Source organism: Intestinibaculum porci (assembly GCF_003925875.1).
GTDB lineage: Bacteria > Bacillota_I > Bacilli_A > Erysipelotrichales > Coprobacillaceae > Intestinibaculum > Intestinibaculum porci.
Genome location: NZ_AP019309.1, coordinates 1,711,884 through 1,728,251, shown reverse-complemented (window position 1 = coordinate 1,728,251; position 16,368 = coordinate 1,711,884). Strand labels below are relative to the sequence as shown.

General features: G+C 37.7%; 13 protein-coding genes. All 13 read left to right on the top strand.

The window, feature by feature from the left end:
* Positions 1-15 precede the first annotated feature (15 nt).
* The 13 genes from SG0102_RS08315 (at position 16) to SG0102_RS08255 (ending at position 16,328) form a co-directional block, all read left to right on the top strand.
* Positions 16-405: a hypothetical protein gene (locus tag SG0102_RS08315; protein ID WP_125119516.1), complete on the top strand. Its 390-nt coding sequence runs from the start codon at positions 16-18 to the stop codon at positions 403-405.
* 89 nt (positions 406-494) lie between these two features.
* Entirely contained in the window at positions 495-899 is a 405-nt protein-coding gene (locus tag SG0102_RS08310; protein WP_125119515.1) for a hypothetical protein, read from the top strand.
* Between the two features lie 651 nt (positions 900-1,550).
* Positions 1,551-2,264: a hypothetical protein gene (locus SG0102_RS08305; protein ID WP_125119514.1), complete on the top strand. Its 714-nt coding sequence runs from the start codon at positions 1,551-1,553 to the stop codon at positions 2,262-2,264.
* Positions 2,218-4,233, top strand: coding sequence for a hypothetical protein (locus tag SG0102_RS15490; protein ID WP_179951163.1), 2,016 nt, complete (start codon positions 2,218-2,220; stop codon positions 4,231-4,233). Before SG0102_RS08305 ends, SG0102_RS15490 begins: the two co-directional genes overlap by 47 nt.
* Before the next feature lie 417 nt (positions 4,234-4,650).
* The gene (gene rpsB, locus SG0102_RS08295; protein ID WP_125119513.1) at positions 4,651-5,502 is read left to right on the top strand and encodes a 30S ribosomal protein S2; all 852 of its coding nucleotides are present in this window, start codon (positions 4,651-4,653) and stop codon (positions 5,500-5,502) included.
* Positions 5,503-5,571: 69 nt separating this feature from the next.
* Complete coding sequence (tsf, locus tag SG0102_RS08290; protein ID WP_125119512.1) at positions 5,572-6,465, top strand: translation elongation factor Ts; 894 nt, start codon at positions 5,572-5,574, stop codon at positions 6,463-6,465.
* Positions 6,466-6,848: 383 nt separating this feature from the next.
* Entirely contained in the window at positions 6,849-7,565 is a 717-nt protein-coding gene (pyrH, locus tag SG0102_RS08285) for a UMP kinase (RefSeq protein ID WP_125119511.1), read from the top strand.
* Positions 7,566-7,568: 3 nt separating this feature from the next.
* Positions 7,569-8,114 (top strand): ribosome recycling factor, encoded by a 546-nt coding sequence (gene frr, locus SG0102_RS08280; RefSeq protein WP_125119510.1) that lies wholly within the window; start codon positions 7,569-7,571, stop codon positions 8,112-8,114.
* Positions 8,115-8,202: 88 nt separating this feature from the next.
* Complete coding sequence (locus SG0102_RS08275) at positions 8,203-8,940, top strand: isoprenyl transferase (RefSeq protein ID WP_125119509.1); 738 nt, start codon at positions 8,203-8,205, stop codon at positions 8,938-8,940.
* Positions 8,940-9,719, top strand: a complete 780-nt coding sequence (locus SG0102_RS08270) for a phosphatidate cytidylyltransferase (protein ID WP_125119508.1) — start codon at positions 8,940-8,942, stop codon at positions 9,717-9,719. Before SG0102_RS08275 ends, SG0102_RS08270 begins: the two co-directional genes overlap by 1 nt.
* Positions 9,720-9,767: 48 nt before the next feature.
* Positions 9,768-10,934 (top strand): 1-deoxy-D-xylulose-5-phosphate reductoisomerase, encoded by a 1,167-nt coding sequence (locus SG0102_RS08265; RefSeq protein ID WP_125119507.1) that lies wholly within the window; start codon positions 9,768-9,770, stop codon positions 10,932-10,934.
* Positions 10,918-12,003: a M50 family metallopeptidase gene (locus SG0102_RS08260; RefSeq protein ID WP_125119506.1), complete on the top strand. Its 1,086-nt coding sequence runs from the start codon at positions 10,918-10,920 to the stop codon at positions 12,001-12,003. The genes SG0102_RS08265 and SG0102_RS08260 overlap by 17 nt, the downstream gene beginning before the upstream one ends.
* Before the next feature lie 23 nt (positions 12,004-12,026).
* Positions 12,027-16,328: a PolC-type DNA polymerase III gene (locus SG0102_RS08255; RefSeq protein ID WP_179951195.1), complete on the top strand. Its 4,302-nt coding sequence runs from the start codon at positions 12,027-12,029 to the stop codon at positions 16,326-16,328.
* Positions 16,329-16,368: the final 40 nt, after the last annotated feature.

The window sequence follows — 16,368 nt, the reverse complement described above, 5'->3', positions numbered from 1 at the left end:
GGGAGGAAAATGAAGATGAAAAAAACATTATGTGTATTAATTTCGGCACTCACCATGGAAAGTGGTGCAATCATGCAGGTACATGCACAAGATGCTTATCAGTTTATTGAGTATGACCATGCGAATAAGATTGGTAATTACTATTTTAAGAACGACGCTCTTAAAGGTATCTGCTACAGCACAAGCAAAAATGGCCCTTATACGACGGTTCAGCAAGATACTTATAGTTATGCCTTTACGAATGGTAAATATCTTTTTTATTCAAAATATAATGGCAATGTCGGTGATTTGCTAAAGTATGATCTCGCCCATAAGACATCAAAAACGATTCTGAAAAAAATTAATAGCTATGATCAGGCTAGTCATTATATTCTTTTCGAAAAAGGGACGAAAAACAAACTTTAAATGCTTACGACATCAATAAGGGAAGCACGCAAAAGCTTGGAGATAATCTTTTCCTGATCCAAGATGATGCGATCAACGATAAACATGCTGTGTTTGCAAAAAACAGCAGAGATGAAGATGAGACAGCTCAGGCGTATTTAGCCACGTTTACAAGTGATGGCGTGAAAGTTGTAAATACAAAACAGCGCATCAGTCTAGCAGGAAAGACATTGGGAAAGAAGGCTTTCTATTATAGCCAGCCTACATATACAAGCAATCAGAAAAACGTATTAAAAGCGAGCTATCGTTTCTATAAGATCGATTATAATGGAAAACATAAAAAATATTTAGGTTCTACTGTCCTCACATGTCATACAAAGATTTATAAAACAAAAGCAGGTAAAATTGATCGTACTCGGACTCAAGACAAAAATCGTATATGGACTATTCGCGAGCACAGCTTTACCTACACAAATGCTAAAAATAAGAGAATCACAAAAAAGTTTTCCAAATAAAAAAAAGACATGCGAAGATTTCATCAAGTTAAGCTAAAATCCACCGTAATAGGGAGAGTTTAGTCAAAATGACTAAGCTCTTTTTTTGTCTTCATTTGAAAGTGGTGGGAAAAGAATCAAAATGTTTATAGCAGCTGAAAGTTCCCTTAATTAATAAAGATCACTATGCATTCAAATATCATTATGATAAACTTGTTTCTTGAATTATTGTTTTTTGGATCAGCAAGAAGAGGAGGGGAAACCAGCATGCTAGATTTCATATTATTTATGATGGCTATCGTGATAATTATGTGCTTTGCAAACCTTGCAATCAAAATCATAATTCTTTTTTACCCTCATTATAGTTTACAGCTCTTATTGGCCACCTTTATTGCAGCTTTTCTTTATAGTCTCTTCTCAAATGACGATCTTAAACTCCATCTCAAGATTTCTAAGAAAAAGCTAATCATTTTGTTAGCATCACTTCTCATCATCTTCGCAATCTTTCTTCATCGTTTGGAAACCAAAAAAGGGATTAATGAGCATTATGGTATTCATAATATGACTGACATCGAGATAACATATAAAATAATATAAATAATTCTGTATAATTTATGTGACTTCTATGATAAAATAAAAACATACGGATAAATAATTATGAGGTGATAATAAATGTTAGTTGATGTGGTTTTTTTAGGCAATCATTATAAGATTTCAGATCAACTGAAAATTAGAGTTGCATTAACAATGCTAAACGTTAACTTGACGAGAGAATTACGTTATAAAATGACTAACTTTAATTTTAAATTGCATAATTGGGAGGATTTAGAGGGGATAATAGACAAATATGCCACTGAATTTGAAATATATAGTTCATATATAGTTAGTGACAGTAATTTGGTGAATGATAATCCTTACGTTAACCAATTTCGAGAAATGCTTTATGTTTTAAAAAGCTATTATAATAACGCAGTAAAGGAAATAGATCAAGCCGGTTCACAGGCAATTGATCAGGCAAAAGCCCAAGCCGCTTCCACAATAACTGGACCGGGGTTCGGAGTAATTACAAATTCTGTTTCCTCTATGATCGCTTATGATTTAGTAAGTAATGCAGCAGTAAACAAACAAGAGAAAAAAGCAACAGAAGAACTTTATAAATTAGTGACTTATATTAAACAACAAGCTGAGGAACAACTTAATGAACTTGGTAAGTCATTAGGAAGTAATTACTTTTTAAAAAGTGAAGATCTTATTGAGAATATAGGTAATTATATGCAAACCCTCACCGAGTCATTACTAGTTAAATATGGCCAGATGAACCAGGAAGAACTTGATCAGTATGATCCTGAAACTGCGCAAAGAATACTTGATCAAAAAAAAAGATGAAAACTATTATTATGAAGCTTTTTTAAAGGATCCTTCTAATTTGAATATATATGGTTCCTTAATAAAATATCATAAACTAGATAAAAAGACGGCAGAAATACCTTTGTTTCTTGGGATCGAGAATCTTTTGCTGCCCAAACTTTATCAACAATGTAGATCGGATATTAACAGCTTTTTAAATGGTGACTTTAAATTAGATTTAACCCCCTACATAGATATCATTAAAAATTACAATAAAAAAACAGACGAAGAAATATATCAAAATATTTTTACATTTGATAAAAGCCAAAACTCTCAAAGTATTAAAAGAATATATCAAATACTTCTACAAGCTTTTAATAATGATGATAAATTAATTGAATGCATGAATTACATATTTAAAGACTTATCTTATAAGAGTTCAATTTATGAAGATTGTGATTTGGATCAACTTATCAAACGGATAAATGATCACTTTAAAATTTTACCAGAGGATCTATTTAAAAAACTAGTAGAGTATAAAATTATATCTTTTAATGATTTTAATTTGAATTTTGAAAATAAATCTTTTGATTTTTCTTATGATGAATTCAATAATCATTTAAATGAAAATAGAGTAAGACTCATATCGTATATCACTTTTAACTACAATACCTATCAAAATATCAAAAATAATTTCCCGCAGAAGCTCAGTGATATCACAAAAATTTATCAGGAAAGAATGCAAAGACGGGAACGCTTAAGAGAAGAACTATTAAAAGCCAAAGGGCTCAAAAAGAAAATAGAAATCAAAAAGAAGACAGCAACGATTTTAGATGTTTATCAGAATAATTTAGAGAAACTCGTTAATGATCTCCAAAAAGATTTAGAAGATTATGAGAAACTAGTAAAAAATTCTGACAATTCTGACTTTAAGGATAAAAAGGAAAAAATTGATGATCTAAAAAGAAAGATTCACTCTTGTTATCAGGATTATAATAAAATTCCATATAAATTAAATAAAGCATTAAGGGATGAAAAGAAAAGAAAAGTGATAATTGCTTTATTATGCTTTGTTCTTGTGTATGTTTCAGGTTCAATTTATCTTAAAATTAATGAAAAGATGAAAAGAGAATATAAATTAACACATTTACCTATATCATATATTTCAAAAAATATTGGATTTAATGATACTTATAAAAAGAATATATCCGCAATTAAAAAGTTAAGTAAAAAGAACGCTCTAAGCTATGAGACTAATCATAAAGGATCAATAAAATGGTATAATTTAGCGTGCGTTACCGTATCTAGTATAGATTATGATAGTGGCGAATTTTATTTTAAAAATAAAAAATTATCAGTTGTTCGATTAAAGAATAGTGACGATCCTGTATCCCTTGATGAACTAGAAGGAAGACTAAATAAAATCCAATATAATTTTGATTCGTACAAACTAGACACTGAAGAAAAATCAGAAAAGTACCACTATGATTTTGATAATCTAGAAAAAGATATAACTAAGCCGGAAATCTATGATTATTCGAATAGAACCTACTCAATGCTAATCATATTTGCGCCTTCCTCTGATAATATTATCACCGACAGTCAAACGTTGGATAATGTATTAAAACCTATTTCTTTACAAAGCACTGTATTCGCAAGCACAAATAATGATATCCATAACTCAATAGTGCCTCTATCATTTAAATCTAATAATACTCAAAGAGTTTATTACGATGAAGATGACTATTCGAATGATGATTACTCAGATGATGACTATTCAGATGATGATTATTCGGATGATGACTATTCGGATGATGATTACTCAGATGATGACTATTCGGATGATGACTATTCAGATGATTATAATAACTATAGCTCTAGTTCTAGTGATTATGATGAAGATGATACCGAAGAGAGCGAGCAGAAATATGTCTATGAAGTAGTTTATTTGCCAACTGGGAAACAAACTACCAAGTATATTAATGATGTTTGCAAGAACAATAATTAAAATAAAATTTTAAAGCACAAGAACTATATATAGTTCGACTCAGCATCAAATATCGTAATATTTTATTTAGCAGCATGAATGGTCAAAGTAAGATCCTTCATGCTTTTTTATTATAAAGATTGTGATATGATAATAGAGTAATAAACAATCTAAATGATCTTAATATAGATATATCATCCTTCAAGCCAATTATTTAATATGTGCATAAAATCTTTTTATAATAATCATTATGAATAAAAATGTAAAAATAATTACTCATATTGCTTCTTAGCAAAAAGGTGTTGCAAACCTTTTTTATTTATGTCATAATACTCAAGGTGTTTTAATTACACACACTTGTGGATTCTATCTGCGAGTGCCAAAAAGGTGCAGATAGTTAGAAACAGTGGAGGAAAAAACGAAAAGGAGGAAGTTACAATGGCTGTAATTTCAATGAAAAGATTATTAGAAGTTGGTGTTCATTTCGGACATCAGACAAAGAGATGGAACCCAAAGATGGCTCCATACATCTTCACATCAAGAAACGGGATCTACATCATCGATTTAAAGAAATCATCTGAAAAGATCGATGAAGCTTACAAAGCTATGATGGATATCGCTGCTAAAGGTGGTAAAGTCTTATTCGTAGGGACTAAGAAACAGGCTCAGGAAGCTGTTCAGGCTGAAGCTGAAAGATCTGGCTCATTCTATGTTAATTCTCGTTGGTTAGGTGGTACTTTAACAAACTTCAAGACAATCACTAAGAGAATCAAGAGATTAATCGAATTAGAAAAGATGGAAGAAGACGGTTCTTTAGACGTTTACACTAAGAAAGAAAAAATCTTAATGTTAAAGGAAAAAGATAAGTTAGAAAGAAACTTAGGCGGCATCAAAGAAATGAAGAAGTTACCAGACGCTTTATTTGTTGTTGACCCTAAAGTTGAACATAACGCAGTTGCCGAAGCAAAAATCTTAGGTATCCCAGTATTTGGTATCGTTGATACTAACTGTGATCCTGATGAAGTTGATTATGTAATCCCTGCAAACGATGATGCAATCCGTGCTGTTAAGTTAATCACTGCAGCTATGGCTGATGCGATCTGTGAAGCAAAAGGTGAACCAACAACTGTTGCTTATGTAAAAGATGAAGAAGACAAAGAAGTTACTATGAATGATGCTGTTGCTTCGGTAGAAGAAAACAAATCAAGAGGTCCTAGATATAAGAACGCTCGTAGAAACAGAAACCCAAGAAACAATAACAACAATAACGCATCTAACAACAATAACTAATATTGTTCATAAATAAGGGAGCGTTAGCTTCCTTATTTTTTATAAAAATACATAGTGGAGGAATAAAAAATGGCTGTAAGTGCTAAATTAGTAAAAGAATTACGTGAAAAAACTGGCGCAGGTATGATGGACTGTAAAAAAGCTTTAGACGCTACAAACGGTGACCTCGAAGCTGCTTTCGACTGGTTAAGAGAAAAAGGGATCGCTAAAGCTGCTAAAAAAGCTGACCGTATCGCTGCTGAAGGTTTAACTGCATTCCATATCGATGGTAATACAGCTGCTGTTGTCGAAGTCAACTCAGAAACTGACTTCGTTGCGAAAAACCAGGAATTCGTTGAATTAGTAAACACAATTGCGCAGGCTGTTTGTGCGAATAAACCAGCTGATGTTGAAGCTGCTTTAAAATTAAATGTCAACGGTGAAGACTTAGATACATTAATCAAAGAAAAAACTGGTAAGATCGGTGAAAAATTAACTTTAAGAAGAATCGCTGTCGTTGAAAAGAATGATAACGAAGTATTCGGTGCTTACTCACATATGGGTGGCAGCGTTACTGCTTTAGTAAAGATCGCTGATTCTACTGAAGAAAAAGCAAGAGACGTTGCAATGCACGTTGCTGCTCAGGCTCCTAAGTACATCACTGAAGAAGATATCCCAGCTGACGTACGTGAAAGAGAATTAAATGTCTTAAAGACTCAGGCTGAAGAAGAAAATGCGAAAGCTGCTAAACCAAAACCGGCTAACATCTTAGAAAGAATCATCTCTGGTCGTTTACAGAAAAACTTCAAAGAAGTTTGCTTAGTAGATCAGGAATTCGTTAAGGATCCAGATCAGACAGTTGCTAAATACTTAGGTAAAGGTAAAGTAGAAGCAATGATCAGATTCAAAGTTGGCGAAGGTATCGAAAAGAAAGAAGAAGATTTCGCTGCTGAAGTTGCTGCTCAGATGAAAGCTGCTGACTAATAATGTTACATGAAGACTAGACCACACGTCTAGTCTTTTTTTGTGCGCCAACGATACAATGAAGTGAGTTCACTTTGATGAAGCCTCTGATGGTACGAGAAGATATTGTTAATAAATGAAAACATAGCTTGCTTTCGAAACTGACAAAAAGATATGATACGGGATTAAGTAAGGCTTATTTTGAGGGGAGGCATGTTTCATTCTAAATTTAGAAATATAGCATTATACATGTCTAAAAAATAATATTTTGTATGTGATCATAAGATGAGAACAAAAGCATTGTTTAAGACATTTATAATGATTTTTTGAAACTTCGTAAAATGAATTGACGCTATCATAAATCTACTATAAAATGATATTAGTTTGAGAAAAGGAGTAAAACGATGAGATATAATAGAGTTTTATTAAAAATTAGTGGTGAAGCTTTAGCTGGTGTAAAAGGCTTTGGTATTGACCCTGAAGTTGTCTTAAATATTGCAAAACAGATTAAAGATGCGCATAAAAAAGGCGTTGAAATGGCTGTTGTGTGCGGCGGCGGTAATATCTGGAGAGGTAAAACTGGCGCTGATATGGGCATGGAAAGAGCAAGTGCTGACTACATGGGCATGTTAGCCACGATTATGAATGGTTTAGCACTGCAGAATGCGTTGGAATCAATCGGTGTGGATACAAGATGTATGACAGCAATCGAAATGAAAGAAGTTGCTGAACCTTATATCCGTCGGAGAGCTGTTCGTCACTTAGAAAAAGGACGGATTGTTATTTTCGCTGGGGGAACGGGTTCACCTTATTTTACAACGGATACAACCGCTGCTTTAAGAGCTGCTGAAATTAACGCTGATGTCATCTTAATGGCGAAAAACGGTGTTGATGGTGTTTATAGTGCTGATCCTAAGATTGATCCAAAGGCGACAAAATATGATCGTTTAACATATTTAGATGTCTTAAATAAAGATTTAAAGATCATGGATCAGACGGCGATCACATTATGTAAAGACAATGATATTGACTTATCAGTCTTCAATATGCAGCAGGAAGGCAATATCGCTTTAGCCTGCGAAAATAAAGTCAACGGAACAATCATTTCGAAAGGGGAATAATACATGATTGATGAAGTATTACTAGAAGCGGAAGAGAAGATGGAGAAAACAGTGGAAAGTTTCACTGGCCGCATTGCGAAAGTCAGAACTGGCCGTGCTTCTCCAGCAATGTTAGATAGCGTCATGGTAGAATACTATGGGGCACCAACACCTTTAAATCAGATTGCGGGGATCAGCGTTTCTGAAGGACGTCAGTTAGTCATTAAGGCTTATGACAAAAACTCTTTAAAAGATATCGAAAGAGGCATTTATGAAGCGGATTTAGGTTTAACACCACAAAATGATGGCACAGTGATCCGTATCAATGTACCGCCACTCACTGAAGATCGCCGTAAGGAACTGGTAAAACAGGTCAACAAAATGGCGGAAGAAGACAAAGTTGCCTTAAGAAACATTCGCCGCAGCGCTAATGATGACATTAAGAAAACCGCTGATAACGAAGATGAAGAAAAAGAAGGCAAAGAAGAAGTACAGGATCTCATTAAGAAATATACCGCTAAGATTGATGAGATTGCCAAAGATAAAGAAAAAGATTTAATGACTGTTTAATCATTTTAAGGCTATCAATTTCCTGATAGCCTTTTTAGTGTTTGAAACACTATACAGTTATGATATAATAGCCTTGAGGTGCTAAAAAATGGGAAAAACAAACGAAACCTATGAATTAGATTTAGAACATCTTCCCGCACATATTGCCTTCATTATGGATGGCAATCGGACATGGGCAAGACAACATCATCGACCAAAATACTTTGGTCATCACGAAGGGACGAAAACAGTCAGACGGTTAGCGTTAGAATGTAATAGACTTGGCATTAAAGCTATGACTGTTTATGCTTTTTCGACAGAAAACTTTAAACGAGAAAAAAATGAAGTAGATTATATCTTCAAATTACCAGAAGAATTCTTTAATAGCTATATTGATGAATTGGTTGAACAAAACGTTCAGATGCTCACCATCGGTCATCTGGAATTAGCTCCTGAAAGAACTCAGAAAGTCATCAAACGCTGCATTGAAAGAACAAAGAACAATACCGGTTTAAAACTGGTCATTGCCTTTATCTATGGTGGCCGTGATGATATTATCTGTGCCACAAAGAAACTCGCGCAGCAGTATAAAGATGGCGAAATCTCTTTAGATGAGATCAATGAACAAAATTTTGAAAATCAGCTTATGACTGCTGGCTTACCGCCAGTGGATCTGATGATCCGTTCAAGCGGGGAAGTCCGTTTAAGCAACTTCCTGTTATGGCAGTTAAGCTATAGTGAATTAATCTTTGATGAGACATTATGGCCAGATTTTGATGAAGCGCAGCTGCATAAAGATCTTTATATTTATCAGCATCGCTCACGTCGTTTTGGAGGTGGCAAATAATGAAACAACGTATTATTACTGCCATTGTCTTATTAGCTGTATTTATTCCGCTCGTAGCGATCGGCGGGGTGCCTTTTCAGGTATTAATGGTTGTCGTTGCAGCCGGCGCTACCTATGAACTCTTACACGTGGCTCATGACCCTGATCCGAAATATTATTTATTTGCAGTTTTAGGGGTGTTCATCATCGGTTCACTCTTATTTAGTAAAAAAGAGTTAGTGGATGTCACTTATATTGTTTTATATTTGATCGTCTTATTAACGGCTGGTATTTTTGATAGCAGCATGGACTTCATGCGTTTATCTTATTATTTCACATCCGGCACATTAGTGGCGGTGGGTTTACGCATGGTTTACTATATGCGTATGGCTCTTGGCTTAGATTATGTTTTACTCTTAGCTTGTGCGACTTTAGGCGCTGATACCTTTGCCTATTTCGTTGGCCGCGCGATTGGGAAACATAAACTCAACGAACGTTTATCGCCAAAGAAAACCATCGAAGGTTCGATTGGCGGGATCGTTTTAGGCGGCGCTTTAGCTTTAGCCTATGGCTTTTTTGCAAAAATGCAGTTACCAATGGTCTCATTAGTAATCATCAGTTTTGTCTTATCGACAACTGGTCAGATTGGCGACTTATCATTCAGCAGTATTAAACGATCATTTGGCATTAAAGACTATTCCAATATTTTCCCTGGTCATGGGGGAATCTTAGATCGTTTCGATTCAATTATCTTCAATGCCATGGTATTAGGTTATTTATTAAATTACATTCCACATTAAATAAAGAATCTCTTGCAAGACAGAGATTTCTTTTTATAAGGAGGACTTATGAAAAAGATTACAGTATTAGGAGTGACAGGATCGATTGGCACCCAGACCGTTGATGTTGTCGCTCATCATCAGGAAGACTTTGAAATTGTCGCGATGTCCGCAGGCCATAATATCGCCAAGCTGGAAGAAATTATGGAGCTTTTGCCTGTGCGTCATATCTGCGTGTTAGAGAAGGCAGATGCCGATGCCTTAGCGCAAAAGTATCCTGAATGTCATTTCTATTATGGCGCGGAAGGTTTAAATACGATTGCCACCTTAGAAGAAACGGATATCGTTTTAAATGCGATCGTCGGTTTTGCTGGTTTATTACCAACAATCAATGCGATCAAAGCCCATAAGGATATTGCCATTGCCAACAAGGAAACGTTAGTTGTGGCAGGCCATATCATTATGCCATTAGTCAAAGAAAACCATGTTGCTTTATTACCCGTCGATAGTGAACATTCAGCGATCTGGCAGTCGATGCGCGGGGGCCAGCATGGGGAAGTTTCGAAGATTTTATTAACTTGCTCAGGCGGCAGTTTTCGCGATAAGAGCTTAGAAGAATTAAAAGGGGCGACAGTCGAGCAGGCCCTTAATCATCCAAACTGGAATATGGGGGCGAAGATCACGATCGATTCGGCGACCTTAATCAATAAAGGCTTAGAAGTGATGGAAGCCCGTTGGCTCTTTGATGTTGATTATGATGATATTGAAGTGCTCATTCATCCGGAAAGTGTTTTACATTCAGCGGTGGAATTTGAAGATACCGCGGTGATTGGTCAGATGGGAACCCCAGATATGCGTTTACCAATTCAGTATGCGCTCTCTTATCCTCATCGTATGCCGTTAGTGAATGCCAAAAGATTATCCTTAGCGGATATTGGAACACTACATTTTAAACGCCCTGATCCTGAGCGTTTTAAAGCTTTACCACTAGCATATCGCGCGGGGAAAACCGGCGGCAGTATGCCATGTGTCTTCAATGGTGCCAATGAGATGGCGAACGCTTTATTTAGAGAAGGGAAGATCACCTTCTTAGAAATTGTCGATTTAGTCGAAGCCGCGATGAATGCTCATGAAGTGGAAGAAAATCCAAACTTAGATCGCTTGATCGTCATTGATGAATGGGCGCGTGACTTTGTCTTAAAGAAAGTGGAGGAATTGCATGCAGCTGCTCATTAATATTATTGTCTTTTTACTGATCTTAACGGGAATTGTTACAATCCATGAATTTGGTCATTTCGTTGCTGCCAAAATCTTTAATGTTTACTGCGGTGCTTTCAGTATTGGCATGGGCCCGAAGATCTTTGGCAAGAAGGGCAAAGAAACGGAATTTCAGATTCGCGCTTTACCAATTGGCGGATTTGTCACAATGGCAGGCGAAGCGGATCAGGAAGATAATCCTTACTTTAAAGATGTGCCTTTAGATCGTACCCTCAAAGGGAAAAAGACGTATCAGAAAGTGATCATCTTCTTAGCCGGCATCTTTATGAACTTTGTTTTAGCGATCGTGATTATGATGTGTCTTAACTTTACAATGGGCGTTAAACCCGTTAATACGCCGGTTTTAGGCAGTGTTCTCAAAGATGGAGCAGCCTATAAATATGGTTTAAGAAAAGACGATCGGATTATGACAATGGTTAATACGGATTCTCACAAATCTTATACTATTCACAATTATACTGATATTACCGATGCCTTAGTTAATAAAACCAATAGCTCGGCTTCGGTAACCTTTACGATCACTTTTAAACGTGACGGCAAAGTGATGGTGAAAAACATTAAAGCACCCGTTAATAAGGAAACGGGGAAATACTATTTAGGTATTACCCAGCCAACACGGAAAATGCAGGGATTAGAACCAATGACATCAACCTTTAGTCAAATTGGCTCGATGTCCTTAGCGATCTTTGCAGCGTTAGAACAGTTGGTTATTAATTTTGCCGGAACGGTCAAACAAATGAGTGGTCCGGTTGGTATTTATAAAATTACCGCCCAGGTGACCGAAAGCGGTCAGGTGGCGAATATCTTCTATCTGATGGCCTTATTATCTGTCAATATTGGAATCTTTAACTTATTACCAATTCCGGGCTTAGATGGCGCCCAGACGATCTTTGCGATCATCGAAGGCATTATTGGCCATGAACTGCCGCAAAATGCGAAATACTACCTGCAGTTAGCTGGTTTATCACTACTTCTTTTACTGATGGTGGTTGTCACCTATCAGGATATTTTACGATTTATGAAATAGAAGGGGGATTCACATTGAACAAAATGGAAATCCTGCTAAAGCAGTTATCAATTGATAGTTGTCCTGCTTTAGCGGCGAGCACCATCACGCATGTGGTCGTGCATAGCGATGATCATTACACCTTTACCGTGGAAGCTGATCATTTATTACCATTAGAGGAAGTGAAAGTGTTATTAAAACAGCGTCAAAACTTTCCTTATCCTTGTGAGTTCCGATTTGTTTGTGATCCGTCTTATGAAAAAGATGAAGTTCTCGATTATGCGGACTTCATCTTTCCGGCGTTAGCGGCCAAACATCCGGAACTGCTATCGATTCAGCGCGAGGCGTTAAAATATGAAGGTCAGACCTTAAAGATCCAGGTGATCAATGATTTAATGGCCTCGACAATCAATAGCTTATCTGCATTATTTGATCATTACTTCTCGAAGTTTGGCCTTAAACTGCACTATCAGGCTTATGTTGATGTCAGCAATGAAGAATATCAGGCGATTAAGCAGGAAATGAATGCGGACAATACCGTGCATGTCGATGCGCAGGTTATTGAAATGATGGATCGTAACCAAAGCGAAGCTCCAGCTTCGACGCAGTATCGCTCTTATAAACGGGAATATGAACATATTCAGTTAAAAGATATCGATAATACGATGCGTGAGGTACAAATCCAGGGTTATATCTTCAGCAGTGAAATGATTGAAACCCGTAAAGGCAAACATATTCAGACTTTATATGTTACCGACTATACGGATTCTATTTTAGTCAAACGCTTTGAAAACAAAGGCAAGAATAATATTGATGAACTGAATAAATACGCCAAAGGCGGGAAATGGGTCCGCATCAAAGGTCAGTTAAACTTTGATAACTTTGCGAAAGAACTCGTGATCATTGCCAATGATATAGAAGAAATTCCGGCGGCGAAGGGGCGCATGGATAAAGCCGAGAAGAAACGTGTAGAATTACACTTACACTCTTCCATGTCGACTTTAGATGGCATCAATCCGATTGATGAATACATTGATCAGGCGGTGAAATGGGGCCATAAGGCGATCGCGGTCACCGATCATGGCAACGTGCAGTCTTTCCCAGATGCTCAGGCAGCTATTCAAGGCAAAGATATTAAAATGATCTATGGCGTGGAATTGAATATGATTGATCCGGAGTTTACCTCGGTGAGAAACGTCAAATCGATTGATTTAAAAGATTTAACCTTTGTCTCTTTCGACTTAGAAACGACGGGCTTATCCCAGATTGATGATGAAATTACCGAATTTGGGGCCGTCAAAATGCGTAATGGCTTAATCATTGACCGTTTTGATTCCTTTGTCCGTTCACCTAAGCCGATTCCGCCAAAGGTATCCGAACTGACCAGCATTACCAATGAACAAATCAAAAATGCCCCAACGATTCAGGAACTGATGCCAAAGATCTTAGAATTCTTTGGCGATGACTTAGTCATTGGGCATAACGGACGTTTCGATATCGGCATGCTTAATGCCGACTTGAAAAAGATGGGCTTAGAAGAAATTCAAAACTGCTGGATCGATACTTTGCCATTAGCCCGTCATCTCATTCCGTTAATGCAGTCTTATCGTTTAGGACGTGTCTGCTCTTATTATAAGATTCCTTATGATGGCGAAGCGGCCCACCGCGCGGATTATGATGCGGAAGTCCTAGGCTTAGCTTTTAATGCGATGATCGAAGATATGCGTAAACGCAATGTGACCAATGTCGATCAAATCAATGCTCTGCCATTAGAAGATGCTTATAAGCATGCCTTCTGTTATCACATGACCGCTTTAGCACTCAATCATGATGGCCTAAAAAATATGTTCCGTATCGTCTCGGAAGCGAGTACAACTTATTTTTACCGCAGTGATCGCATTCCTAGAGAAAGACTGACCCACTATCGTGATGGCTTATTATTTGGCTCTTCCTGCATCAATTCGAAAGTCTTTGAATTAGCGGCGACCCGCAGTGAAGAAGAATTATGCGAAGAGATCCGCTTCTACGATTATATTGAAATTCAGCCGTTAGAAGATGCCAACTGGATGGTTTATCGCGGTAAGTATGAATCGTTAGACGATATTCAAAGAATTTATGAACGCATTATTCGCTGTGCTAAAAAAGAGGGGAAACTGATCGTTGCCACCGGTGATGTACACTTCCTCAATCCGCGCGATAAAGTCTTTAGAGATATCTTTACCTCTAATGAAAAAATCACCATCAACGGCCGTCCGCATCCGCTTTTAGTGCGCGGGGATCCAAAAGCTTTAACCCCGGATTGTTACTTCCGGACAACGGAAGAAATGTTGAAGGGATTTCCGTATTTATCGGAGGATGAGGCTTATGAATATGTCGTAACCAATACCAATAAGATTGCCGATATGATTGAAGATAACATTCAGGTTGTCAAAGATAAACTGTATCCGCCGCATATCGATAACGTCGATAACCTCTTTAGAGATATGTGTTTTAAAACAGCGCATGAAACCTATGGTGATGTGCTGCCGCAAATCGTGCAGGATCGTTTAGAGTTTGAGGTCGACAACATTATCAAACATGGTTATGCCGTTATTTATTATATTTCCGCATTATTAGTACATGCCTCTAACGATGATGGCTACTTAGTTGGTTCGCGAGGATCCGTCGGTTCATCATTTGCGGCCACAATGTCTGGTATATCCGAAGTCAATCCGCTGCCGCCGCATTATCATTGTCCAAAGTGTCGTCATACTGAATTTGTGAAAGATATTGCCAACGGTTTTGACTTGCCAGATAAGAAATGTCCGGTCTGTGGCACCTATATGAAAGGTGACGGTCACAATATTCCATTCCAGACATTCTTAGGTTTCAATGGGGACAAGGTCCCTGATATCGACTTAAACTTCTCTGGTGAATATCAGCCGAAAGCCCATGAATTCGTCCGTAAGATGTTCGGCAGCGATCACGCTTTCAGAGCCGGAACGATTGCCACGGTCGCGGAAAAGACAGCTTATGGTTACGCCAAAGCGTATGCGGAAAGACTAGGCGTCGATGATACGATTCGCTCCGCAGAGCTGCAGCGTTTAGCTAATGGCTGTCAGGGTGTCAAACGAACAACCGGTCAGCATCCGGCTGGGATCATCGTCATCCCGGATGATATGGAAGTCTTTGACTTTACGCCGTATCAGTATCCGGCTGATGATGTCACAGCGACCTGGCGAACAACCCACTTCGATTTCCATAAGATTCATGATAACGTCTTAAAATTCGATATCTTAGGCCATGTCGATCCGACTGTTACCCGTAAATTGCAGGATTTAACCGGTGTTGATCCAATGTCTATTCCAACCAATGATCCGCATGTTATGAGCCTGTTTAGAACGTCTGAAGCACTCGGCGTCGACTTAACGTATTTAAACTGTAAATCCGGGGCGATCGGCTTACCAGAATTCGGGACGCGCTTTGTCCGTTCGATGTTAGATGCGACCCAGCCGCAGTCCTTCAATGACTTAGTCATTATTTCGGGACTATCCCATGGGACTGATGTGTACTTAGGCAATGCGGAAATCTTGATCAAGACGGGGACTTGTACGCTTTCAAACGTCATCGGGTGTCGTGATGATATCATGGTTTATCTCATTGATAAGGGCTTGCCAAATAAAGATGCCTTCGATATTATGGAAACGACCCGTAAAGGGAAAGCGCCTAAAGTCTTCCCCCAGAAAGGCTATGTCAAACTGATGCAGGATCATAATGTGCCGCAGTGGTATATTGATTCCTGTCTGAAGATCAAATACATGTTCCCTAAGGCCCATGCCGCCGCTTATGTTTACAGCGCCTTGCGCATTGCCTGGTGGAAAGTGTATTATCCGCGTGAATACTATACCGTATACTTCACTGCTCGCTGTGATTTCTATGAAATTGAAACCCTTATCGCCGGCAAAGAAGCCACCTATACGCGCTATCAGGAAATCTTAAAGCTGAAAGCCGATGGCAATGCCTCAAATAAAGATGAAGGGCTTATTACGATCTTTGAAGTAGCGATGGAAATGTTTGATCGCGGCTATAAATTCAGCCCGATTGATTTAAACAAATCTGATGCTTCATCCTTTACGCTTGATCCCGATGATGCCTTTGCCATCGTGCCGCCATTTACGGCGATTGATGGGTTAGGGGATTCCGTTGGCGAAAGTGTTATCACCGCGCGCAATGAACATGAGTTCACGAGTATTGAAGATGTCAAAAAGCGCACCCGCCTCTCTAATACGCATATTGAGATTTTACAGCGCATGGGTGTTTTAGATGCCCTCAATGAATCGGATCAGTTATCCTTATTTGATTTATAAAGATGTTCTTATTTTCGAACATCTTTTTTTATTATGTGGT